A 22560-nucleotide genomic window follows, 5' to 3' on the forward strand; every position below is an offset into this window, starting at 1 on the left:
GGCTCAAGGCCGGAATTGGAGTCTTATCAATAGCTGCAATTTACACATTGAAAAGGCCTTTTTTAGGTACTCACTCCGATCCTGACGAAAGTCAGGATCTCCCCTACTATTAAATATTGAATTGTCATCGTGGCGGAGGCCGCGACCTCATTTTCTTCTTAACTTAATGACATTGGGCGAAAGCCACGACCTCCTCTTTAAACACTAATCGTCATCACATCAATCGCCGCGACCTCCTTTTGTAGATGTTACCTTAATGATATATTTTCAGGTCTTAAGCCAAGTTCCTTCTCCGCCCGGGGCGGATCAGCCTGCCTGCCGCAGGCAGGGATGACACCTCAACCAAATGAAATAAAAGCTACAGACTCTGTTCCCACCCGATAGCTATCGGGTCTCTATTCCTTCCCCACCAACTCCTCCGGAAACGCAATCGTAAACGTCGTTCCCTTAGAAAGCTCAGAAATGATTCCGATTTTGATCTGATGATAATCAGCAATACTTTTTACAATCGATAGTCCGAGGCCATAACCGGCGGATTCTTCCGACTGATTTGCCTTCTTAAAACGGTTGAAAATGGTCCCAAGTTCATCCTCAGAAATACCAATACCGGTATCAGTGATATGGATTCCATAAGAACCATCTGAATTTAGCTGATCCCAGATACGGATGCTGCCATTGGTCTTATTGTACCTGATTGCATTATTAACCAGATTATAAACCAATTGAAACAGCAGGTCGCGGTTAATATTAACGAGCAGAAGATGTTCTGAAAGCTTTGTCTCCAGACTGATCTCCTTTTCACTAAGTCTGTGATTGATCTCATCCAATACATCCGCAAACAATTCGCCCACCGTGACCGATTCCTTTTTGCTGAACTGTTCATTTTCAATTCTCGAAATCAGGAGCAGTGAATGTACAATGCGTTTGAGCCGGTTCAGGGTTCTTTGCATTCCGATCAGGCGTAACTGCACCAGTTCTGTTACTTCCGGCTCTACCATCAGATTTTCAATTTTATTCTGAAGTATGCCTATCGGAGTCATTAACTCATGCGATGCATTCGCCGTAAATTCCCTTTCCTTTTCAAAAGCTTCATGAATCTGCTGCATCAGGCTGATCAGGGAAGTATCCAGGTATTGAAAATCAGTTGTAGTGGTTTTAACTGGTATTGAATTCTCGTTAAATGGGAATTTCCTGTTCCTGATTTTAGTATTGATGATTTCACCCAGAGGGCGAAGAAGGTAGCGGGTATAAAACAAATCTACAACCAGAGTTATCAGAATCAATGCGAGAAGCACATAGGTTGCAATCCGTTGAAGGGGCCGGTTATACTGATCGATCGTATCAATGGTTTTGCCAACTTCCATCAGATATGTGCCGCTGTCGGCAGGAAAAGAATGGGTCAAGACCCTGTAATTCAGGGTATCCTGCTCAATGATCCGTTCATCAGTATAAATTGTATCAATTTTAAAACCTTTGGCTACAGGTTCTAGGGAGATATATTCTTCTTTCAGAATAGTATAGCCACCATAGCTTTCTTCGCCCTGAAGGTACGATTCAACCCCATTTCTGGCTACCACTTCAAGCACTTTTTCTTGTTGCTGCCTGAGGTAATAATCAGTATAGGTCCTGGCAATTCCTTCAATCAGATAAGGAAGCGTTAGTACAAAAAGCAATACGATAGCAAGCTTTGACAGCGTAATAAATAGTGTGAGCTTGCTGATTAATTTCACTGCTTCCTGATTTTATAACCTACACCCCTGACTGTTTCGAGCCATTCAACCGGTGCAAAAGCACTCAGTTTTTTGCGGATATTTTTGATATGGACATCAATATAGTTTGAATCATAATCATCATCTGCAAAGGTGCCCCAGATATGTTCACTCAGCTGCATCCTTGTAAGGACCCTGTTTTTATGCAGGAGAAGATAACTGAGCAGGTCGAATTCCTTTCGGGTCAGTTCAATCTCTTTTCCAGAATGGCTGACTACCCGCTTTTGAAGATCGATTTTAAATTCGCCAAGATCAAGTTCATGGGTATTGACATTAAACTTTCTCCGGGATATAGCCTGCATTCGGGATTGAAGTTCGAGCAGGGAAAAGGGTTTGGGCAGATAATCATCAGCACCGAGATCCAGTCCGACAATGCGATCTTCGATATTTCCCCTGGCAGTAAGAATAATGTATGCCGCATCAGGATTTAACTTTTTTGCTTCCTGTAATACCTTTAACCCATCAAGATCAGGCAGTCCAAGATCCAGCAAAACAAAGTCATAGGGATTTACCCCAAGCATCTCCAGTCCCTTGCGCGCAGTATGTGCAAGGTCACAGATATAAAATGCCTTTTTAAGAAACGCTTCAACTTCATAAGCCAGCGTCTTTTCGTCTTCGATCAGGAGTACTTTCAAATCAGAACTGGTAGTAGAGACTTAAATTAAAAAATGAACGTGCTTTTTGTTTCGACTCCGAAACATTCTTGCCTAAAGCTGAAATCTGCCAGCCGGTCTCAATCAAATAATTACTCCGGTTATATCCCAGCAAAAAATTCATATTGTATGAGATCATATCGAAACTGCTCGCATCCCGTGTAATTCTATAGCTTAGCTCCCGGCTTGTTGGATAGGGATCGATGGGCATCGGATTGAGGGGTCTGTCGCGCCTCACAATATATTCCTCAAGGTAATGCAGTGTGCCTCCTACAACCTCCAAACCGGGCTCAAAGGAGATAAAATCATTTTGACTGAATAAACTTCCGAGATTTAATGCTTTTGAGGCACTGAATGACATGAATAAATCACGCTGGGTTCCAAAAGCATAATAGGTATTCAAACCGGTCTTAAAAATGTTCAGGTCGTAAGCTAATGAAGCGCTGAGTGTATTTTCATTTGCAGCACCCAAAAGCGGTGAGTTCTTTGCAAAAATTGAGCGGCTGTATCCAAATGCGGCGTTGAAATTTTTTGAGATATTGGCTTCAAATCCGGCTGAAAGATCAAGTTCAGATATCGCCGGACCACCTGCATTGATTAATTTATACGATCCTGCTGAAAAATAAAAACCACTCTTTAAGCGTAAAGATGCATTTGTGAGAACATAAGGCAATTTTTGCTCTGCCGTTTGTCCGTAATAATTGGCATTATTACCATAAATACCGGCAAGGGTAAGGGTAGTCCGTTTTGCATCTTCTTGCGTAGAATCACGCTGGGCATAGGTATTTCCCACCGAAAATAATGAAGCTATCAATAAAATGATCCAACTCTTCATATCAAATAAATAGAACCTCTAATAATGAATACCTCCAAATCCTTTCTTCGGTATCCTCATCGGTGGTCTTCTTATTGGTATACGGTCGGTAACTGCCTTAGGCTTTAACTTTGGTATTGATCGGGGAACTTGCTTAATCCCTGATTTCTGACGAATACGTTGGTTTTCGGCTTTTATTTCCTCTATTCGCCTTATATCTTCCGGTCTGTTTTCACCGGGTCTGTTATCGCCTGGTCTATTATCACCAGGTCTGTTTCCACTTTGCCTGGTATCTGCAGCCGGACGATCCTGTTCCTTTTTTTCGGTTCCCTTTCTTATTGGAATAGAATCCTGGAAAATGACAGAAATGGCTTCTACCGATAATATTCTGACTGGTTTACCATCAAATTCCTTCCCCCTGGCGTGCAGCACAGCCGGAAGAATGCCAAAAATGGCAAAGAGGAAAATTGTAAGATAAACCGTTAATAATTTCATTTCGCGTAAAAATAACGAAAGTTTGCCTCAAAAAGAGGCAAACAATCATTCAAAATAAAGGCAATATATATGATGGAAGCCTTAAAAGCTCCGAACGCCGCTATTCACACGGACATTTGTTCGGATATTTGGCTGGCTGATTTTCGTTCCTGCACCAGTTCTTGTTCCAATACCTGTTCTTGTTCTAACCCCGGTTGTACCACCGGCTTCAATTCCGGTGCCTCTGCCTCCTGTATTACAATCACCTCCCTGCCTGCGCTCTTTACCTTTTACTCCTTCTGCAGGCCTTTGACCAGTTCTTTGACCCTCACCCATGGTTTGAGTTCCAGTTCCTCTTCCACCACCTCTATGCATACCCCCACCTGTTTGTGAATACGCAGAGAAGGATAATATAAATACGATAAAAAATAAAATATAAGTTTTCATGTCTTCCAATTTTAAGCATGATTGTAAATAATACTTAAAGATTGGAAGACAAGATGAAGACAAGATGAATTTTCCCGATTATTTTAAATTCTATCTCAGTGAGTTGATGTAGGCTGCTATTTTTAAACCATCCTCTTTCTTAACCTGGGGCATCGGAGGCATCGGAGTAGGGTACTCCGGCCAGTTTTCAGGCTGAGGATTATGGATTAGCTGAAGTATCTTTTCGGGACTGTATTTTCGTTTTGCAATATCCCTGAATGAAGGCCCGACCAGTTTTCTATCAGGATTATGGCAGGACAAACAGGTATAGGATGCCATCATTGCCTTAACATCGTTGAATTCAGGTACTTTTTCTGCCTGTGCAGAGTTTGTCGATTTTTGAGGTACGGCAGTGCTTTGCTGAGCCTTTGCCGGGATTAAAGCAGAATTTTTTGTGCTTAGTTCTGAAATTGACAATTTAGAGCCTTCAGGAATGTTATTCAGAGTATAATACGCGGTAGGGTGTACAAGTGAATAATAATTATCTTTCTCACGCACTCCATCCAGCTTGATTGTGTGGATATAATACCTGCGAAGATTATCAACCACAATTCTTGCTTTCAATCCGTCGGCAGAAAGTTTAACACCTTTAATATTCAATTTTTGAGTATTTACCGGCGGACTTCCATAAACCGGCTGATATTTATAGATATAGCTTTCAACAGAATAGGAAGCAATATCTTTGGCTGAAACAGGATCAACCGGCTGGGTAAATTCAATCTCAAATCCATCAGGCATAGCCCTGACAGCTTTCATTTCAAAGGGCATTTTATTGCTCCATACCAGTCTTTCCAGGCCTTCATTTGCTTCTCCGGCAGAGCCCCAGCCCCGGTTTGTTTCACCTATAAATAAAGAACCATCCCTTGCCCATGACATACGCATTACCCCGGATCTGAAACCGGTTTTAAATACAAAGGATGCGCCCTGGTATTCTCCGTTAACCTTTTCCATAAACACTCTCGAGAGCATGCTCATGCCCTGGTCACCTACAAGGATCTGACCTTCAAAAGGCCCGAAATGCCCCTTAGGAATAGTGATTGGCTCAGAAGTTGAAATTCCCAGAATCCCGTAAGGAAGCCAGACAGCAGGTAAACGCAGTTCAGGAAACTCTTTTTTCATCTCGAAAAGAGTCTTAAAATTCTCGTTGACAATATTTTCGGGCTTTATATAGCGACCTTTGTCATTCTTTGTTTTACGGGGATCAATTTTCGAATTGAAGTATGCTTCTGTTAATTTAACAGGAGATTCAGGTCTGCCTGTCCAGGCTAAACCTGCCGGGTGTCCCATAAAATCACCTTTCTCCATTTTCCATAAAGCACCCGATCCCATCCAATCACCCTGATTATCAGTATAGAACAGTTCATTGTTCAAAAATCCGAGTCCAGCAGGTGAACGCATTCCTGTAGCCCATGGCTGCATCTTACCATCTTCAGTAATTCGCATTGCCCATCCTCTCCATGGAACGCGGCTTTCACCCCTCCACCATTCCTCGCTACCGAATGCTACGTTGCCTGTGACAAAAAATGAACCATCCGGAGCGGTTTTCGGTCCGAAACTGTATTCATGGTAATGACCGGATAGAGGCCAGGAATACACGGTTTCATACACATCAGCCTTGCCATCCAGATTGGTATCAAGCAGTTTAGTTAGTTCACCCCTTTGGGCACAATATAATGCGCCATCCTTATAAGCCAAGCCCAGGACCTCATGCATACCAGAAGCAAATTTTCTGAAGTAAGGTCTGCTGCTTGTTGGATTCTCAACAATAAAAATATCCCCGCGACGGGTTGAAATTCCCAGATCCCCATTTGGCAGGCTAACGAGTCCGCCAACCTCCAGGATAATCCCTTCAGGGGTAGCAACCTTCATAATTTTAAAGAAATCTTCCTCCTTAGGAGTTTCCTGTGCATGAACTGAAATACTGCAGCCAAGCATAGAAATGAAGAGAATTGAATGATATATATATTTTAGATTTCTCATGTTGGGATCAGAATAAAATTGAATAGCTTAAACTTTTAACTGCAGCGATAATTAATTCTTTACGGCCATTTTGATCGCGGATAATGGCTTTTGAACCGCCGGTTTCATCCAAACGCAGGAAATAGGATTGATCATCTATCAGATAAAGACCCTGGGATACTTCGGTAATATCGGCTGCCTCAGCCAGGCGGAAATAAATACCGACCGGATTATGTGAAAGACTGATCTGTCTGCTTATTCCCTGCCCCTTTTCGAGTAATTTAACTGCGTCATTAACGGTAATGCCATAAGTAATGTACCTGAACGTTGGTCTGCCTTCCGCATCAAGAACATAGCCTTTGGGACGATATCCTGTTCCAATGGTATCGCTGATCCATGCCGACTGTCCGTTTGCAAGTTTTGACAGTAATTGTGCTGGCTTACCAAAGCGCTGTACCATTCCCAATGGCCTTGAAGATCCGTCGCCACGATCATGCCACATTGGTGTGGCATTCAGAAATCCGCCTCTCCACACCTGAATGATCGCCGCATTATCCATATCGTAGGTATAATGAACTTTCTCCGGGCTGCCTACAGATACTGCATGAACCACTCTCGGAGATCCCGGCAGGTCCATAAAACTTCTTAAAATATAATTCTCTGAAGCCTCAATATGAATAGGATCTACAGAATTTGCATTTGCCTGAACTGCCTCAGCTGGTCTGCCATTATCATACTTCATGATCTTAATATTGCGAAATGCAACTGCACCATGATCACCCTGGATGCGTAAAGGGCCGGATGCTACCTCTCCATCTCCAATTGCTCCGCGTGTTGGTCCGGATAATTCAACATGATCATGAATGAGCACTCCATTCAGTTCAACCTTCAGCATCACTGCATTAGCTGTCTTTTTTCCATTTGTATCAAAGCGTGGTGCCTGAAAAGAAATCTTAAGCTTCTGCCAAAGGCCTGGCGCGCGACTGGCATTTTGCCTTGGTGCATAACCCATGTAACCCTTTTGTCCGTTGGGTTTTGATTCATCCCAGCGCTCATAGATCCCTCCATTACTGCCTGATCTGATTGCAGTAGCACCCCAGGTATCGATCAGTTGAATCTCATACCTTCCCTGAAGGTAAATGCCGGAATTTGATTCCGGAGCCATCAGGTACTCAAGTTCCAGGTCAATATCTCCGTAATCTGCAAGACTGTATAAATCTTCTCCTTTTTGCTGATGATCCGGAAGATTAAGCAGAACTCCTGATCCATTCGTAAAATTAAGTGTATTTACTTTATTCAGATCCGCCTGAACAGAACCAACAATCTGCCAGGTTTTGGAAGATTTTTTAAAGAATGTCAAATCATTCAGACCAGGCTGAATTATTGACTGTCCGTAAAGCATTTTTGAAAAACCAATACAGAGGATTATTCCCAGAGTTTTAAACAATGCTGATGAATATTTGAATGTGAAAATCATTTTATAATTCTATTTAACCGCGAAAGATAATAATGAAATATCAAATTGGGATTATAGGGCCTGATTTTTTTTGAAATATCGTGGGGAATAGGGACCCGATAGGTATAGGGTGGGGAATGGGAAATGGGGAATGGGAAATAGGGAATGGGAAATAGGGAATGGGAAATAGGGAATAGGGAATAGGGATCCGATAGGTATGGGGTGGGTAACTGACAACAGGCAACTGATAACAGGCAACTGATAACAGACAACTGGTAACTGATAATTACTTATCCTTTACCTCAAGCAGTTCGACAGAAAAAGCTTCTTTTACCGTACGGATTGGTTTTCCCTGAGCATCACTCAATATCTTGACAAAGCATGCTCCATAGTATAAGATAATAGAGGAGTAAAATACAAAGAGGAGGATAAGAACCATTGAACCGGAGGCGCCATAGATAATCCCGATATTACTTTGGACTAGCAGATAACCCAGAATCCATTTACCAAGATTAAAGAGGATTGCGGTAAAAAGTGCTCCACCGAAGGCAATATTCCATCTTGGTCTTCCGATTGTAAGAAATCTGAATAATACTGTAAACCAAATACTTACAACTATCACAAAGATCAGGTCATTGATCAGGTAGTAAAAAAATCGTTTGCCGCCACCGAGGATTCCGCCAAGATAATTTCCCAAAATCACCTGTGATCCTTCTAAAAACAATGCGGCCAAAAACAAAAATCCGGCAAGAAAAATTATAATAAGCGAACGCATACGATAACGGATATTGAAAAGAATGCCTGACTTAGGCCGTTTACGGATATCCCAGATCTGCTCCAGAGAATTCTTGATCACATCAAAAAGTGTAGTGGCAACAAACATCAAAAATATAAAGCCAAACACCGTGACATACCAACTTTGATTCAAACCGCTAACCGCCTCCAAAACTCCCTCCACCTGTCGCGCGCTGCCTCTGCCCAGAATATGCCCCAGCCTGCTGATCAGCTCTGAACTCAGAACCCCCGGATCGACCCAGAACCTGAAAAATTGTGTAAAAATGATGAGTATGGGCGGCAGAGCAAAAGTAGTGAAGAAGGCTGTTGCCGCGGCCATCCGAAGCGGATCATTCAGCCTGAAAAGGCTGATTGAGCTTTTCATCTGCGATAATAGTGCAGCTACCTTTTCAGTAAAACTATGGTCTTTTTGAATTTTCTTTGCCAAGCCCTAAATGTAGGAAAAGACTGACGAAATCACCTAAGGATCTTAAATTCGTTTCGGATACACTATTCTATTTATTGAGTGAGACTGACGAATTTATCTTGCATGGTGCATAGGTAAATTCGTAAGTCTCAATACTACTTCCCAATCATTTTTAAAAGCAACTCAGGCTCATTGGTCGTGATAAAATCAATTTTCTGATCAAGGAACCATTGCAGCAGTTTTGGGTCATTTACTGTCCATGCGTTGATCGTTAATCCTTTAGCCTTAGCCTGTTCTATCCATTCAGGATTTTTCTGAAACACATTTTGATTATAATCCAGACCCCATAATTTATCAGCAGCAAGCAAATCCGGTGATTTATCTCCATTCAGGTAGGCCACTCGGGCATGCGGATCCAGACGCATTAGTTCCATGCAGATATTATAATCAAAACTGATATAATCGATCCATGCCTGGGCCTTCCTGTTTTTTACCATTTCATAAACCTTACGGGCACTTTGAATGGCACGTTCTTTATTTATTGTAGGCTTTAATTCGAGTATGAGTTTGGTTGAATTTTGCTTCATACCTTCTGCAAGGTATTCTTCCAAGCCGGGCATATTTTCTCCATTTGAAAGTTTTAGCTGCTTCAATTCAGCAAAGCTCGTATTATGAATAGTTTTTCCTTTAAAAGCGGGATCATGATTAACAATCAGACCCGAATCTAATGTCATATGCACATCAAACTCTGATCCCTGACAACCCAGGCGAACTGCATGCTGCAATGCGGAGATTGAGTTTTCGGATGCCCCTGTATTTTTCCAGGCTCCGCGGTGCGCAATCACACTGTTTTTATGAAAATCATCTTTCACTAATCTGAAGGTTTCCTCAAACACACCTGATTCTGTTTGTGCTTCAATGCTCAGATCATACCATTTTGTATCCGCTTCAATGTATTTTTTACGGATAGACAGCTGCTTACCCTTTAGTGCAAATCTTTTCGCATTATCGCCTTTAAGTTTGAATTTAGCCTCAGACCCATGCAAACTGACCGTACCGATCACGTTATTTTCCTTTGAAAATGTATGATTACTTAAATAGACAGAAGACTTATCCTGAGCTGATAATATGCTGTACATGGCAGTCATTAGTAAAATTGAAAGGCAGAGGTTTTTGATCATGGGTGAGTAATGAGTAATGAGTAATGAGTAATGAGTAATGAGTAAAATATTCTCGTTATAGTTAATTCATTTTCTTTATTATAATAATATTGCCAGATTTAATAACAGCAAATCAAAACTACGGAATTAACAAAAAGTATTTGTTAAACTAATAATATGAATTTGACTGATAAGGCTTTTGAAGAGATTTTAACGGAATAAAAATAAATTGATAAGTTTACTTTATTCAATATCTATCCTAAAAATATCAGCATGTTTCGAATAAAACTAAGATCTATTTTATTTTTCATAATAATTCAATGCTGTATTCTGCAAATTCAGGAGAGTGCAGGAAATACAAGGACAAAATTCACAGAACCTGAACAGAATAAAGCGGGAGGGGTAATAACGCCTAATGATTTTAAAGGGACTGATACAGAACGCATTCAAAAAGCTATAAATGCTGCAAAAGGCAATAGCAATAAAGTTGTTATTCCAATGCATAATGCCAGGGGAGGCAATATCTGGAAGATTGACCGGGCGATTTTATTACCAAGTAATCTCAGCCTGATACTTGACAATTGTATTATTCAATTATCGGACATCTGCCGGGACAATATGTTCAGAAGCGATAATGTTGGTGTTGGAATTACCAATCCGGGCTGGAATTATAATATCAGTATTGTAGGAATGGGTGAGGTACAATTAAGAGGCGCAGATAATCCGCGATCAACAGGAGATGCTTACCGAACCCTTACATTAATAAACGAGAAAGGCAGGGTGAGCTATGGAAGTGATGCCGGCAAGGAGGGTATGAAGCAAAAAGGCGACTGGCGTAATAACATGATCCAGATTGCAAAAGTGGATGGGTTTAAATTCAAGAACATAACTATTAAGAACTCTCACGCCTGGGCCATTAGTTTTGAACGGACCATAAACGTTGAATTGTCGGCATTGCGGTTTATGAATCCGGAATATATTCAGGTAAATGGTGCTGATGTAAAAACTTATAATAAGGATGGTATTAATCTGCGCCATGGCTGTAAATATTTCAGAATAGACAATATTACGGGCATAAATGGAGATGACTTAATTGCCCTTTCAAGTCTTGACGCTGCCCCTTACTATCATAGTAATGGTGACATCAATTCTTATCAGGTCACATCCACCAAATGGAGTGGTCCTGAAGATGATACCGAGCAGGTGTTTATTACGAATTGTCAAACGAATTATACAGGGGTTGCAATCAGGGCAAGCGACAATGCCAGTATTCATCATGTTTATATTAATGGGGTGATTACGAAAGCAAGACCTGATACCCCGCCTCCTTATGGCGGAAGCCCTTATACTGTACTGGTAGGTGGTCGAGGTTATGGTGATAATTCGGTCAGAGGTAAAATAAATAATATTTATGCGAGCAATCTTTTCGGTGATGGGAAATCATTAATACTGGTTGAATCGCAGGTAGCTGATTGTCAATTTATTAATGGCATTTATACCGGTACTGCCCCGGATGCGATAACATATAACGTAGACAAAAAAACTACCAGTAACATCACAGAGGTCAACTTAATAAAGGTCCCTAATACTCCGAAAAATTGATTCGGAATTAATAATAAATATCATTGAATGGTATTATTTGGCATTATATCTGCGTTAAGAAGGTATGAAAAAAATTCTGCTCATTAGTTTTATTGCCTTGATTGCTGCAGGCTGCGGGGTATCCCGGAAGATCAATCTGCTGGAACAATGCCGCTACGATATAAAATCTGCCGATAGTGTTTATGTAGCTGGCAGGAACATTACCCGACAGATCCAAAGCGGCACCTTCGATCTGGGCAGTGTCCCAGAACTCGCCATCGGACTTTTGAGAAAAGATATCCCTTTAAGAGCAAAAATAAATCTGGGAATAGAAAACCCGGGATCAAAGCCAATTGAGATCAATCAGTTTGATTATATCATTTCATTTAAGGGTCAGGAATTGGTCAATGGCACCACAGACCGGCGGATTGATATCAATCCTGCGGAAACCACCGTTGTGCCGATCATGGTCAGGGCTAATATTTACTCCATTTTATCCGACAAAAGCACAAGGGAAGAGATCTTTTCCTACCTGCGGGGAACAGAAAATGTGCAGAAAAGTCTGATCAGCATTAAAATCCGTCCCAGTATCAGGGTTGGAAATAAACTGATCAAATATCCTGGTTATATCACGATAGATAAGGAATTGAGCAGTAGTATGTTTAAATAATCAGGTTAAAGCATAAAGGCCGTTCCTTAATAAGGAACAGCCTATGCACTCTTAGATATAATTGGGCTTAAGTTGGGTTTTATGGTAGTGTCTTAAGTTTTTAAACCCGATTGCAGTTGTAACCATTTTGCGTTTGAGGCCCAAAGTCATTATAAGATCGGGAGGTTCCAGCTTTCGCTGGAATGACAAATCGGGTGAGATAGATGGGGAGATTCCAGCTTTCGCTGGAATCGGATTAGATTAATAAAATGAAACATAATTTATGATAGGATTCCGCATTTCGATTCCAGCGAAAGCTGGAATCTCCTAACCCCCTAACAACGCTTGTCATTCCCGCGAAAGTGGGAACCTCAGGCAATACATTTTATTAGGGCGGATCAACAAAGGGAATCTCCTAACCCCCAACAACGCATGTCATCCTATAAAATCGGCTCCTGTGAAAGCGGGAACCTCTTATCATACTAATCTCAGTCTAATTTGCCTCATCAGCACTTGGGCCATAACTTCCTGGAATTGGGATATTCAGTAATCTGAGATATACTCCTAATTGTGCACGATGGTGAATAATCTGACTTAAAGTCATGCGTATCATATCCTCCTTTGATGACACCACATGAATCATATCCCCTGTTCTAAGCGTCCAATCGGGTATCAGGTCTTTATCTTCGGCCTTTGCCAGGTTGGTTCTGGCATCTTCAAGCGAAGTTTCCAGGAGTTCGAGCAATGCTGATGTTTTACTGACATCAGGGGGTGAATATGGATGGATTGCGAAATCAAGGCCATCGGTATTTAAAGTCATTCCTACCCAACCCGGAAGTTCGGCAATATGGGTTGCAAGGGTTTTAATATCCATGCTCTTTACATGTGGCTTCCAGCCGAATTTATCATCCGGTATCCTTGAAAGCATTTTCTTTGTGATTTGAGCTTCACTTTCGAGCTCTTTGAGGAAGTTTTTGATCAAATTCATGATTTTATCTGTTTATTTAAATACAAATAAAACCCAGCCAAATGACAGCCCTATGTCAGCAGTATTATAAACTTTTTGAGATAGCCCCGATCATCCGTTTTACATGATTCTTTAATGATTCTGATTCAATTATTGTTGCAGAGCCGCCAAACATCATAAACCATCGGGCAAAATTTTCTGTAGAAGAGCATAAGAAGGTCATTTCCAGCTGATCATCAAAAACCCTCTGGGAAACAAAACCATAGTAATATTTCTGATTATCAAGCCAATACGCTTTGGACTGGGGTAGGCTGATCACAATAAGCTCCAGATTTTTGTTCTCTTCAGCCTTTCTGCTCTGCAGGTATTCTTTCAAAGCCGGGTGCGACTTTTCAAATAGGGTATCAGTTTCATTGATTGATACTATCCGGTCAAGTCTGAAATCACGGTAATCATTCCGCATCCGGCACCAGCCAATGAGATGCCAGTAATTATCTGAAAAGAAAATTCCCATTGGCTCAACCAGGCGTTCGGTACTCTCCTGTTTATAATTAGAATGATATTTGATACGTATTACCTTTCCCTGATCCACACTTTTCAAAATTGGCTGAAGCAGATGCAAATCGGGTTGTATTGGAGCATCTCCGGGCCTTCTCAAAACTTCAATCCGGTCGTCAATACTTTCAAGCAATTCTTTCTCTGATAGATTTAGTACTGCCCTGATTTTAAACATCGCAGAACTGTAGTTCCTGCTGTTGGGGCCATCGGTCAGTTTTGCAACCAATTTTTCTGCAGTAAGAAAGGCAATAGCCTCTTCGGGTGTAAACATAACCGGAGGCAGACGAAATCCATCTACAAGGGAGTAACCGATGCCGGCCTCACCAATCAGCGGGATTCCCCCTTGTTCCAATGTCCGGATATCACGGTAAACTGTTCTTAAGCTTATCTGAAAACGATCCGCAATATCCTGAGCCTTAACCACCCTTCTTGATTGAAGCTGTATAAGTATGGCAGAAATACGATCGATTCGATTCATAGGGAATTGTCGTAAATATAAAAAATACTGAGCTAATTGGTTAATTAGCGTTTTAGAACAGGTTAATGCCTGCTGACCAGCCAAGCCAGCCCTTTGTTTTGGTTGAATAAACCTTCGCTGATTTGGGTGCGACCCGTTCCCGGTAACCTTCTGAGCTTATACTCGCGGGGTCGGAGTAATATAAGGAATAGGAAGGCCCGGCAAATAAGTTCAGGCCTTTGGCCAGTTTAAATTGCATATTTAACTGCCCCTTGTTCAGGATGTTGGGATAATCCCAATTGCCCAAATAAAGCCCCTGAGATGACAGTTCTGCAGAAGCTGAAAGCCTTTTGCTTAAAATAAATTCATGACCTATACCGTAACCGGCCGAGTAAACCCGATCGTTAACTCCGTAACTCCCTGACATGATCAGCATTGTATAAAACTTAGCTGTACCGGTCTTTACCGCTAACTGGGTGCCAAAAACATCTGTGGATGATAAGCTCAATTTATGATATCCCTTATTCACCCAATTGATCAGCCCAATGCTAAAACCTGATGAAGTATCTGCAACATTAACCAGACCGATCTGTAATCCCTTCATCTCTTTCGCATAGTTGAAAATCCCTCCGATCTGTATGCCTTTCATTTCTTTTGCGGCCACATTTCCGATACCTGCGGTTTGAACTCCTCGTGTATTACCCGAAACCAGATTTCCAATTCCTGCAACCTGCAATCCGTTTAAATCGCGCCTCACATGATTGAATATTCCTGCGGTCTGCCAGCCCTCTGTACCGCTTCGTACATCATTGACTATGCCAGCAGCCTGAAAGCCAACCAGACTATCCAGAACTGAATTAACCAGGCCACCTGCCTGAAAGCCCCGAACTGACCCTCCCACCAGATTCGCAAGTCCGGCAAGCTGAACATATTGGACATTATTTTTGCTGATATTAAAGAGCCCCGCCACTTCTGCCCCGTCAACCCCGGCAGTATAACCACCCAACAGATTCAGCGAAGCTTTATTTACAACCTGAGAACTGAACATACCATGTGAACTAAGACCCGGAAGCAGAGAGGCCTGATAGGGACTGCTGGTCAGAAAGCCAGAAATATTCAAACTCTGGATCTGTTGTTTTGCAGAGACCAGGAATCTTCCGATTCCAAGTTTCTCGACAATATTTGAGGCGTAGGACATATATTCCTCGTCCTCATAAGTGTATCCCTCAGGTTTAATCGTTACGGTGGAGAGAAACATCATACTGGTGTCGCGGTAAGACTCCTTACTCAGGGTTAGAATAACCGATTGATGGCTGCCCCTGATCCGCATCCTGAAATATCCATCCTTATCACTCAGGGTAGATTCCAGAAGGCGCTTTTCATAAACACTGGCATCAGGAACTTTTTTTCCTGTTTTTTCATCAATTACATAACCACTGATCAGGTAATGCCGCTGATCTGTTTTAATTAGCTCCGGATTTATTGAAAATCTCCTGATCGTAGAACGAAGAATTACATAATTACCACTCTCCCGATAATCTGCCATGCTCAGAAAAATCCTGTCAAGAATATCCCGAACAGTTTCATTTTTAGCATTCAATGTTACCAGGCTATCCGGATTAAAAACAGTACCACTGTATGAAAAAATAAAATTTCCCTTCCTGCTTATTTCGTTCAAAACTTCTGCAAGTGCTTGTTTATCGGCATTTATAGAAATTCTACGGTATAATTTGGGTATATCAGAAGAATGCTGTGCCTTTAAAGACAAGCCAGAGCATACAAAAAGCAAGATTAACAAACTCTTCAGCTTCATCGTCCTTCACTATTTTAAAATAATCTTTTCACCCTCTTTATGAACCTTAATTCTAAGGGTTTCCGAAATAATATGGAGGATGGTATCGAGTGATTCATCCTTAAATGTAGTATTAAGAGTCAAATTCCTCAATTTAGGGTCGGTGATTTCGATTTTAGCCCCATATGCCTCATTCAGAATCTCAACCATGCGCCACAACGGTGTATTATCAGCCACAAAAATATTTGTGCGGTAATAATTATATAACTGATCAGTGCTGAGTTCTTTATGCAATGTTGCATCGGTACTTTTAATCAGCACTTTTTCACCTTTTTTTAATTCGATCTGCTGATCTTTCAAACTAACCCTGACCAATCCACTTTCAACAATCACCTCAGTCAGGTCGCTATTCTTTTTGACATTGAATGATGTGCCCAGTACACGGATGCCCACCTGATCTGCATCTATAATAAATGGTTTGGCTTTATCCGGACTTACATCAAAGAAAACCTCACCCTGCTCCAGCTTCACGTTACGCATATTTCCTTTAAAATCCTTTTTATAAGAAAGTACAGCATTCTTATTCAGGGTAACCTTAGATCCATCCGGTAAAACTTCTGTACGAACCATTTGACCAGAGGATATCGTATCGTATCCATTCTGGCCAAGAATCAGATAGAAAGACCATGCCCCGGCAATAATAAATAATACAGCAGCAATGCGGAGCCAGCCTAATCTGTTGGAAATCGGCCTGATTACAGCTTTCGGACCGGCATCAGGGATTTGTTCCTTAAATCTCACCCAGGCCGCCTCCGGATCGACCGTACTTTTCTGCCCGAGCTTTTTACTTTCGTTCCAGATCAGTTCAAACCGTGCAAATTCATTCCGGTTTTCTGGATCTTCAGCAAGCCAGCGGCTCAACTCAATATCCTCTTCCGGACTTGTTTCTCTAAGCAGATATTTTATTAACAGATCGTCACTCATCCTGTTCAGGAATTAAAAAAATCGCTGTGAAACAATAGTATCAATGAAGGCAAAAAGTCAACTAACTTAATGCGAAGTATTTTTAATGCTTTTCCCATCTGGTTTTCAATGGTTTTAACTGAAAGACCAAGCTGGTCGGCAATTTCCCTGTATTTCAGTTCCTCGAAACGGCTCATCTGAAATATGGTACGGCATTGCTCCGGAAGCTCACTCAGTGCTTCTCTTAAGCGCAACTGCAACTCATCCAGCTCAATCTTATCTGAGGTTTTTCCGGCTTGTCCGTTCATCGTAAAAACAGCATGCTCCTGATACTTCAATTGTATTTTCTTATGGTTTATATAGTTCAGGCAATCATTGTGAACACATTTGTAAAGATAGGCCTTTACGGATGTCTGAACATCCAGGTTTCCGCGTTTTTCCCAAAGTCTCAAAAACATACCCTGAACAATTTCCTCGGCATGACTATCCTGATGCAGCATCATGCTGGCATAGGCATGCAAAGCCTTGAAATGTGCTTTAAACAATTGTTCAAAAGCAGCATCATCGTAAGACAATCCGGTGGTTTCGTTCCCTGTGAGTATTTGTTCCAAGTTACTGGCTCCGCTCTGGTTTTGCCTTTTAGACTTTCAAATACTCCGAATTGTTACATTTAACCTCCGCCTGATCTAATAACCAGGCGGAAAGGTAATCCCTTAATCCCTGTGGTTGTCGTTGTCACTAACAGATACCACCAACCGAATCACCGGGCTCTTAAAATTTAACAACAGTACCGCTGCCACTGATTTCAGAATCTACAGCCGCGTTTCCGGTATAATAGATTTTTCCGCTGCCACTGATCCTGGCCTTAAGTATATTCTGTACGCTAAGCCTTACATCACCGCTGCCGCTAATCCTTACATCTCCCTTGTTACTTAGTATTTTCTCCAGATTTGCATCTCCTGAACCTGAAATATTTACATTCACTTCATCTGCATTAAAAGCATCATTCACATTGGTATTTGATGACCCACTGATCGTTAAACGAAACAGATTTTGTGCCGGGAAATTACCATTGATATCCAGCTTCCCGCTGCCACTCATTGAAGCATGATTAATTGCGGGCATAGTGACAAAAACCTCGATATCGTCTTTTCGGACACTCACAAATTCATAGCCCAGGTTTAGTGTTCCATTGTGAATATTAGTTTTATATCTCGGAATCAGGTTTCCTGAACCTCTGATCTCAACTTTATATTCATTTCCATAGGTAATTTTGATCGGGTTAGCACCGCTGCTGTGTACCCCTGTAAATGTACCTGGATTACGTACTTCAGTAATGATATTTCCATCCGCAACCAATCTGTCTTTGGTGCATGAAAAAAAGAATAAACTGATAATTGCAATAAATAAAGTAGTTCTCATGATGTTTATTTTTTAATTGTTATAGTTCTGTTATTTAGGTGTTTATGTGTTGTTTTTGATAGATTAGTTTAAAATAAGAGATTGATTCCGGCATTGAATCCAATGTAGATCCCCTCAAAATTATTACCCCATCGATTTTCCCAGGTGCGGATATATTTATCTGTAATCGCCCGGCCTTCGCTGGTATTGGTATTCACATAATTGAATACTGGTCCGCCGAATAGCTCCAATCCCGGAACAGGTCTTAAGGATGGCATTAAGCGGGCAGAGGATTTGAAATATTCACCTGATTTGAAACTTTCGAGAGTTTGGGTAGTTATTTCAGCATTCATTCTGAAGACCGAAGTATTTAAAAAATGGGCGCCTAATCCTGCCTCAAAAGCGTATACCTCTTCCTTGTTGTGAAAATTATAGCCTGCAGCAATGATTCCGTACAACACTTTCCCGCCGGAGCGAAATGAAAGCAAACCGGTCTCATTTTCATCAATACTTATTCCAATGGCTTTCTCTCCATTCCTGATAATATTGATTATTCCCAGAGGATAATCACTGCTGTCGGCAACATTGATAAAACCCGATGCCTGCACTCCGCTTACCTTTCTGGCGACATTAATGAAACCGGCAAACTGAGAGCCTTTTACATCCTCTGCTGTATTAATAAAACCAGAAAATTGGGATCCCACTATTTTACGTGAAACATTACTGAAGCCGGCAAACTGCGGACCGGTTACATCTCTTGCTACATTTGCAAAACCTGCTAACTGAGCCCCCTGAATATCTGTGGCTTTACTTAAGAAGCCGGAGAATTGGGCGCCTGAAACCTTGCCTTTAGAAATATTGCTGAAACCGGCAAATTGCATTCCCTTAGCTTCGGCATAACTATTCATAAAGCCGGCAAACATCATTCCTTCAACCCCTTTACTTACGTGATTGGAAAAACCGGCAAACATCATCCCCCTGACATCGTTCTTTACAACTGAAGATATTCCGGCAAATGAAAAGCCTCTTTCTGCAGCAGAAACACCCGCAATCAAATTCAAAGAGAAATAATTGGTATCTGCAGCGGCATGTGTTCCATTGGTACTTATCGGGTAGGCTAATCCTACATTGACTTTACCAATATGCACTTTTTGTGCACTGGCAAAAAAGCTCATCGCTAAAATGGGTAAGGCAAAAATGATTTTTGCGCATCCCGGATAGTTGTTCATTTTTATGTTCATTTCTTTAATATTTGGAATGAGACAGGTAAAAGAAGTTTTACCCCTATGCCGGATGAAAAAAAAAATAAAATTTAGTTTCAGATGTCGATTGAAAGCCACACTGAATTTTATTCTATGACCTTTAAACCTTAATTTTATTATCTTTCAAGCCTGAATTAGAAATTTAATTATTAATGAAATCATTTAAGATCCTGTTTGTACTGTTATTTATAAGTCAGATCACTTTTGCCCAAAGTATTGTCAATCTGATCAACCGTGCCGATTCGTTTTTCGACACAATGGATAAGGGTAATTTTGAAGAGGCACACGGCTTTTTTGATGAAAGTGTTAAGGGACAAATTACGGCTGATGAATTAAAGCTTTTCTGGCTCAGATTGGGAAACAGCCTGGGAACCTATGAATCGGTAGATGGTGCCAAGAACTCTGTTAAGGGTGATTATTTTGAGGTTACTCTGACTTGCGGATTCTCAAAAGGATCTCAAACCTTCACTTTCGTGTTTAATAAATCAGAAAAACTGCTGGGATTCTTTGTCACACCTGTGGCAACTGAAGCTGAATATGCGGCTCCGGCTTATGCAGATACTACACTTTATTCTGAGAAAGAAATCAGCATAAAATTTGAAGAAGGTCAGATGGCAGGCATATTTACCAGTCCGAAAAACTCGGCCAGCTTTCCCCTTGTAATCATGGTTCATGGTTCAGGTCCCTCAGATATGGACGAAACTGTTGGACCCAATAAACCTTTCAAAGATCTGGCGGCAGGGTTGGCAGCCAAAGGGATCGGGAGTATCCGTTATGTAAAACGCAGCATGGTTTACCCTAGATCTTTTAATAAAGCATTTACTGTTAAAGAAGAAACAATTGACGACGCATTGAGTGCAATTACCCTGGCAGGTACTCTTCCGGGTGTAAACAAAAGCCAGATTTATCTTTTAGGGCATAGCCTTGGAGGTATGCTGGCACCAAGAATTGCCACTCTTGCCCCATCATTGAATGGGATTATCCTGGCAGCTGCTCCGGCAAGAAAACTATCTGATCTGATTGCAGAACAGAATATTTTTATATACAAAGCTTCCGGTGATACCACGGCCGCAGGTAAGCAGCAATTCCTTGAATCATCCAATGAAATAGACCGGTCAAGACTTCTTAAACTGGGCGACATTGCTCCTGATTCGATTATACTAGGTGCACCGGCATCATACTGGATTGATTTAAATAATTATGATCAGCTGGCCACATCAAAAAGAATTAAAAACCGCATACTTATCCTTCAGGGAGCGCATGATTTTCAGGTTTCTGTACAGGATTTTAATATCTGGCGAACCACACTGGCTGCAAATAAAAATGCTTCATTTAAGCTTTATCCGGATCTAAACCACCTCTTATCTTCACAAAAGGAAAAAGGAACCGGTGCCCAGTACCGCACACCGGCAAATGTTAGTCAGGTTCTGATCAATGATATTTCGCTTTGGATAAAAGGTAAATAAACACTCAAGCCTTTAAACACAAAAGCTCCGGCAATATTTGCCGGAGCTTTTGTTATTTAAAACAATTCCCTTAGCTGTTCCAGGGGCCGGTGATGGCCAGTGTTAGTCCCGGGGACTGAATATTGACAAATAAAGTCTTACCTGAAGGTGAGAAGACCGGACCTGCAAATTCTGATTTTGGATAGCCTACATTTTTTGCGATCACATAAGTCTTTCCCTGAGGAGTAATTCCAATAATTCTTGCATCTGATTTATCCTCGCAAATAATTACATCACCCCATGGAGCAATGGTGAGGTTATCGCAACTTTGAAATGTATCTATATCATTTGATTCAAGGAACAACTCCAATTTTCCGGGTGATTCACGTTCCCGATTCTGACCTTCGTACTTACTTGGAATGTATTTAAAAATTTGTCCGTAGCTTTTATGTCCTCCATTGGTGCATGCAAAGAATAGTTCATTCTTTCCGTACCAGATTCCCTCTCCGCGGGCAAAGCGGGCTGCACCTTCCTTATAACCTCTTAATCGAAGATCATCATCGGGTGCTTCTACATTATCCAGATCAATCCAATGAACATCAAAGCTTTTATTTTGAGGAAACTTATCAGTATCCAATTTCTCCCAATTCCTGGTATCAGCACTAGCCCACTCATTAATTACCAGACATTGAAGTTTACCGCCCTTATGCAATTCCCCAAACTTATTTGGCAGGTAGCGATAAAACAGACTATCACCACTATCCTCTGTTTGGTAAACTATTCCTTGAGTCGGATGAACTGCGACCGCCTCATGTACAAAACGGCCCATTGGTTTGATTGGAATGGGTGCAGTTAAGCCAACCTTATCTGAGGCAAAAATTTCGAAATTATAGCCATGATCCTGTTCAAGGTTTCCTTTTTCACCGCCTTTCACCAGCGTGCTTTCCTCACAGGTAATCCAGGAATTCCATGGAGTAATGCCTCCAGCACAATTTCTAACTGTTCCGATAAGACTCAAATATTCGAGCTCTACTTTCTGTAGTTTTTCATCGTAAACCATAGTGCTGGTCCCGCCATAACACAAACTCTCAGCCTTACCAAAATCATAAATATCTTTCCGATCGACTTTATTCAACAGTTCATTATTCTTCCCAAATGGCCCGTTTGCAATTGCCCCGGGTGAGAGTTCGTGATTTCTGATCAGGATGGTTTTATTATTTTTCCACTTAAATACACCCATTCCATCAAATGCACCCGGGACAGAAAACCCATCGTTCATCAAATCCCCCTTACGGGATATCACTTTTGCCGTAAAACCTTTGGGCAAACTTAAAATATCTCCCTGCCGGTGTGCAAGTGGGCCATAATTACGAAGAAAATTACTTTCTTCAATAAACCCTAAAGCTGCCGCATTGGCAGCAAACTGGCTCAAGCCCAGAAAGCCAAGACTTACCAATCCTGAATTTCTGATGAAATCTCTTCTGTTATTATTCATTTAAATAAATTTAAACTT

At 41.3% G+C, this 22560-nt stretch carries 20 protein-coding genes; 3 read left to right on the forward strand and 17 right to left on the reverse strand.

The window, feature by feature from the left end; all coding sequences use genetic code 11:
- Positions 1-395: 395 nt before the first annotated feature.
- From VGE44_RS07160 to VGE44_RS07200, 9 genes are all read right to left on the reverse strand, one after another.
- On the reverse strand, positions 396-1730 hold the full coding sequence (locus tag VGE44_RS07160) for a HAMP domain-containing sensor histidine kinase (RefSeq protein WP_331077399.1): 1335 nt from the start codon (positions 1728-1730) through the stop codon (positions 396-398).
- Positions 1727-2404 carry a response regulator transcription factor gene (locus VGE44_RS07165; RefSeq protein ID WP_331077401.1) on the reverse strand — a complete coding sequence of 226 codons (678 nt, stop codon included), beginning with the start codon at positions 2402-2404 and terminating at the stop codon, positions 1727-1729. The genes VGE44_RS07160 and VGE44_RS07165 overlap by 4 nt, the downstream gene beginning before the upstream one ends.
- 1 nt (position 2405) lies before the next feature.
- Positions 2406-3257, reverse strand: coding sequence for a hypothetical protein (locus VGE44_RS07170; RefSeq protein WP_331077403.1), 852 nt, complete (start codon positions 3255-3257; stop codon positions 2406-2408).
- Positions 3258-3275: 18 nt separating this feature from the next.
- A complete protein-coding gene (locus VGE44_RS07175; protein WP_331077406.1) occupies positions 3276-3731 on the reverse strand; it encodes a hypothetical protein in 456 nt (151 codons plus the stop codon).
- A gap of 81 nt (positions 3732-3812) precedes the next feature.
- Entirely contained in the window at positions 3813-4157 is a 345-nt protein-coding gene (locus VGE44_RS07180; RefSeq protein ID WP_331077408.1) for a hypothetical protein, read from the reverse strand.
- Between the two features lie 90 nt (positions 4158-4247).
- On the reverse strand, positions 4248-6176 hold the full coding sequence (locus VGE44_RS07185) for a c-type cytochrome (RefSeq protein WP_331077410.1): 1929 nt from the start codon (positions 6174-6176) through the stop codon (positions 4248-4250).
- A 7-nt stretch (positions 6177-6183) separates the two neighbouring features.
- The gene (locus VGE44_RS07190; RefSeq protein ID WP_331077412.1) at positions 6184-7632 is read right to left on the reverse strand and encodes a DUF1080 domain-containing protein; all 1449 of its coding nucleotides are present in this window, start codon (positions 7630-7632) and stop codon (positions 6184-6186) included.
- 265 nt (positions 7633-7897) lie between these two features.
- The gene (locus VGE44_RS07195; protein WP_331077414.1) at positions 7898-8833 is read right to left on the reverse strand and encodes a YihY/virulence factor BrkB family protein; all 936 of its coding nucleotides are present in this window, start codon (positions 8831-8833) and stop codon (positions 7898-7900) included.
- A 134-nt stretch (positions 8834-8967) separates the two neighbouring features.
- Positions 8968-9993 carry a glycerophosphodiester phosphodiesterase gene (locus VGE44_RS07200; protein WP_331077416.1) on the reverse strand — a complete coding sequence of 342 codons (1026 nt, stop codon included), beginning with the start codon at positions 9991-9993 and terminating at the stop codon, positions 8968-8970.
- Between the two features lie 252 nt (positions 9994-10245).
- On the opposite strand from VGE44_RS07200, the gene VGE44_RS07205 reads away from it, so the two are divergent.
- Both VGE44_RS07205 and VGE44_RS07210 read left to right on the forward strand, forming a co-directional pair.
- A complete protein-coding gene (locus VGE44_RS07205) occupies positions 10246-11574 on the forward strand; it encodes a glycosyl hydrolase family 28 protein (RefSeq protein ID WP_331077418.1) in 1329 nt (442 codons plus the stop codon).
- Between the two features lie 64 nt (positions 11575-11638).
- Positions 11639-12223, forward strand: a complete 585-nt coding sequence (locus VGE44_RS07210; protein ID WP_331077420.1) for an LEA type 2 family protein — start codon at positions 11639-11641, stop codon at positions 12221-12223.
- Between the two features lie 472 nt (positions 12224-12695).
- On the opposite strand, the gene VGE44_RS07215 is transcribed toward VGE44_RS07210, so the two are convergent.
- The 7 genes from VGE44_RS07215 to VGE44_RS07245 form a co-directional block, all read right to left on the reverse strand.
- On the reverse strand, positions 12696-13190 hold the full coding sequence (locus VGE44_RS07215; protein ID WP_331077422.1) for a DinB family protein: 495 nt from the start codon (positions 13188-13190) through the stop codon (positions 12696-12698).
- A 64-nt stretch (positions 13191-13254) separates the two neighbouring features.
- Positions 13255-14205, reverse strand: a complete 951-nt coding sequence (locus tag VGE44_RS07220; protein WP_331077424.1) for a YafY family protein — start codon at positions 14203-14205, stop codon at positions 13255-13257.
- 52 nt (positions 14206-14257) lie between these two features.
- Positions 14258-15997: an LA_2272 family surface repeat-containing protein gene (locus tag VGE44_RS07225; RefSeq protein WP_331077426.1), complete on the reverse strand. Its 1740-nt coding sequence runs from the start codon at positions 15995-15997 to the stop codon at positions 14258-14260.
- A 9-nt stretch (positions 15998-16006) separates the two neighbouring features.
- A complete protein-coding gene (locus tag VGE44_RS07230) occupies positions 16007-16960 on the reverse strand; it encodes a FecR domain-containing protein (protein ID WP_331077428.1) in 954 nt (317 codons plus the stop codon).
- A gap of 5 nt (positions 16961-16965) precedes the next feature.
- Entirely contained in the window at positions 16966-17550 is a 585-nt protein-coding gene (locus VGE44_RS07235) for an RNA polymerase sigma-70 factor (RefSeq protein ID WP_331077430.1), read from the reverse strand.
- A 160-nt stretch (positions 17551-17710) separates the two neighbouring features.
- Positions 17711-18361 carry a head GIN domain-containing protein gene (locus tag VGE44_RS07240; RefSeq protein WP_331077432.1) on the reverse strand — a complete coding sequence of 217 codons (651 nt, stop codon included), beginning with the start codon at positions 18359-18361 and terminating at the stop codon, positions 17711-17713.
- 68 nt (positions 18362-18429) lie between these two features.
- Positions 18430-19581 carry a hypothetical protein gene (locus VGE44_RS07245; RefSeq protein WP_331077434.1) on the reverse strand — a complete coding sequence of 384 codons (1152 nt, stop codon included), beginning with the start codon at positions 19579-19581 and terminating at the stop codon, positions 18430-18432.
- 173 nt (positions 19582-19754) lie between these two features.
- Between VGE44_RS07245 and VGE44_RS07250 the strand changes: the two genes are divergently transcribed.
- Complete coding sequence (locus VGE44_RS07250) at positions 19755-21068, forward strand: DUF3887 domain-containing protein (RefSeq protein WP_331077436.1); 1314 nt, start codon at positions 19755-19757, stop codon at positions 21066-21068.
- A 70-nt stretch (positions 21069-21138) separates the two neighbouring features.
- On the opposite strand, the gene VGE44_RS07255 is transcribed toward VGE44_RS07250, so the two are convergent.
- Entirely contained in the window at positions 21139-22542 is a 1404-nt protein-coding gene (locus VGE44_RS07255) for an alkaline phosphatase PhoX (protein ID WP_331077438.1), read from the reverse strand.
- Positions 22543-22560 lie beyond the last annotated feature (18 nt).

The organism is Daejeonella sp. (assembly GCF_036405355.1).
Taxonomy (GTDB): Bacteria; Bacteroidota; Bacteroidia; order Sphingobacteriales; family Sphingobacteriaceae; genus Daejeonella.

Bases quoted from the DNA above. Each gene is read 5' to 3' on its own strand.
- VGE44_RS07170 (WP_331077403.1), bottom strand. From the start codon at position 3,257: ATGAAGAGTTGGATCATTTTATTGATAGCTTCATTATTTTCGGTGGGA.
- VGE44_RS07175 (WP_331077406.1), bottom strand. From the start codon at position 3,731: ATGAAATTATTAACGGTTTATCTTACAATTTTCCTCTTTGCCATTTTT.
- VGE44_RS07180 (WP_331077408.1), bottom strand. From the start codon at position 4,157: ATGAAAACTTATATTTTATTTTTTATCGTATTTATATTATCCTTCTCT.
- VGE44_RS07185 (WP_331077410.1), bottom strand. From the start codon at position 6,176: ATGAGAAATCTAAAATATATATATCATTCAATTCTCTTCATTTCTATG.
- VGE44_RS07190 (WP_331077412.1), bottom strand. From the start codon at position 7,632: ATGATTTTCACATTCAAATATTCATCAGCATTGTTTAAAACTCTGGGA.
- VGE44_RS07200 (WP_331077416.1), bottom strand. From the start codon at position 9,993: ATGATCAAAAACCTCTGCCTTTCAATTTTACTAATGACTGCCATGTAC.
- VGE44_RS07205 (WP_331077418.1), top strand. From the start codon at position 10,246: ATGTTTCGAATAAAACTAAGATCTATTTTATTTTTCATAATAATTCAA.
- VGE44_RS07210 (WP_331077420.1), top strand. From the start codon at position 11,639: ATGAAAAAAATTCTGCTCATTAGTTTTATTGCCTTGATTGCTGCAGGC.
- VGE44_RS07215 (WP_331077422.1), bottom strand. From the start codon at position 13,190: ATGAATTTGATCAAAAACTTCCTCAAAGAGCTCGAAAGTGAAGCTCAA.
- VGE44_RS07220 (WP_331077424.1), bottom strand. From the start codon at position 14,205: ATGAATCGAATCGATCGTATTTCTGCCATACTTATACAGCTTCAATCA.
- VGE44_RS07225 (WP_331077426.1), bottom strand. From the start codon at position 15,997: ATGAAGCTGAAGAGTTTGTTAATCTTGCTTTTTGTATGCTCTGGCTTG.
- VGE44_RS07230 (WP_331077428.1), bottom strand. From the start codon at position 16,960: ATGAGTGACGATCTGTTAATAAAATATCTGCTTAGAGAAACAAGTCCG.
- VGE44_RS07240 (WP_331077432.1), bottom strand. From the start codon at position 18,361: ATGAGAACTACTTTATTTATTGCAATTATCAGTTTATTCTTTTTTTCA.
- VGE44_RS07245 (WP_331077434.1), bottom strand. From the start codon at position 19,581: ATGAACATAAAAATGAACAACTATCCGGGATGCGCAAAAATCATTTTT.
- VGE44_RS07250 (WP_331077436.1), top strand. From the start codon at position 19,755: ATGAAATCATTTAAGATCCTGTTTGTACTGTTATTTATAAGTCAGATC.
- VGE44_RS07255 (WP_331077438.1), bottom strand. From the start codon at position 22,542: ATGAATAATAACAGAAGAGATTTCATCAGAAATTCAGGATTGGTAAGT.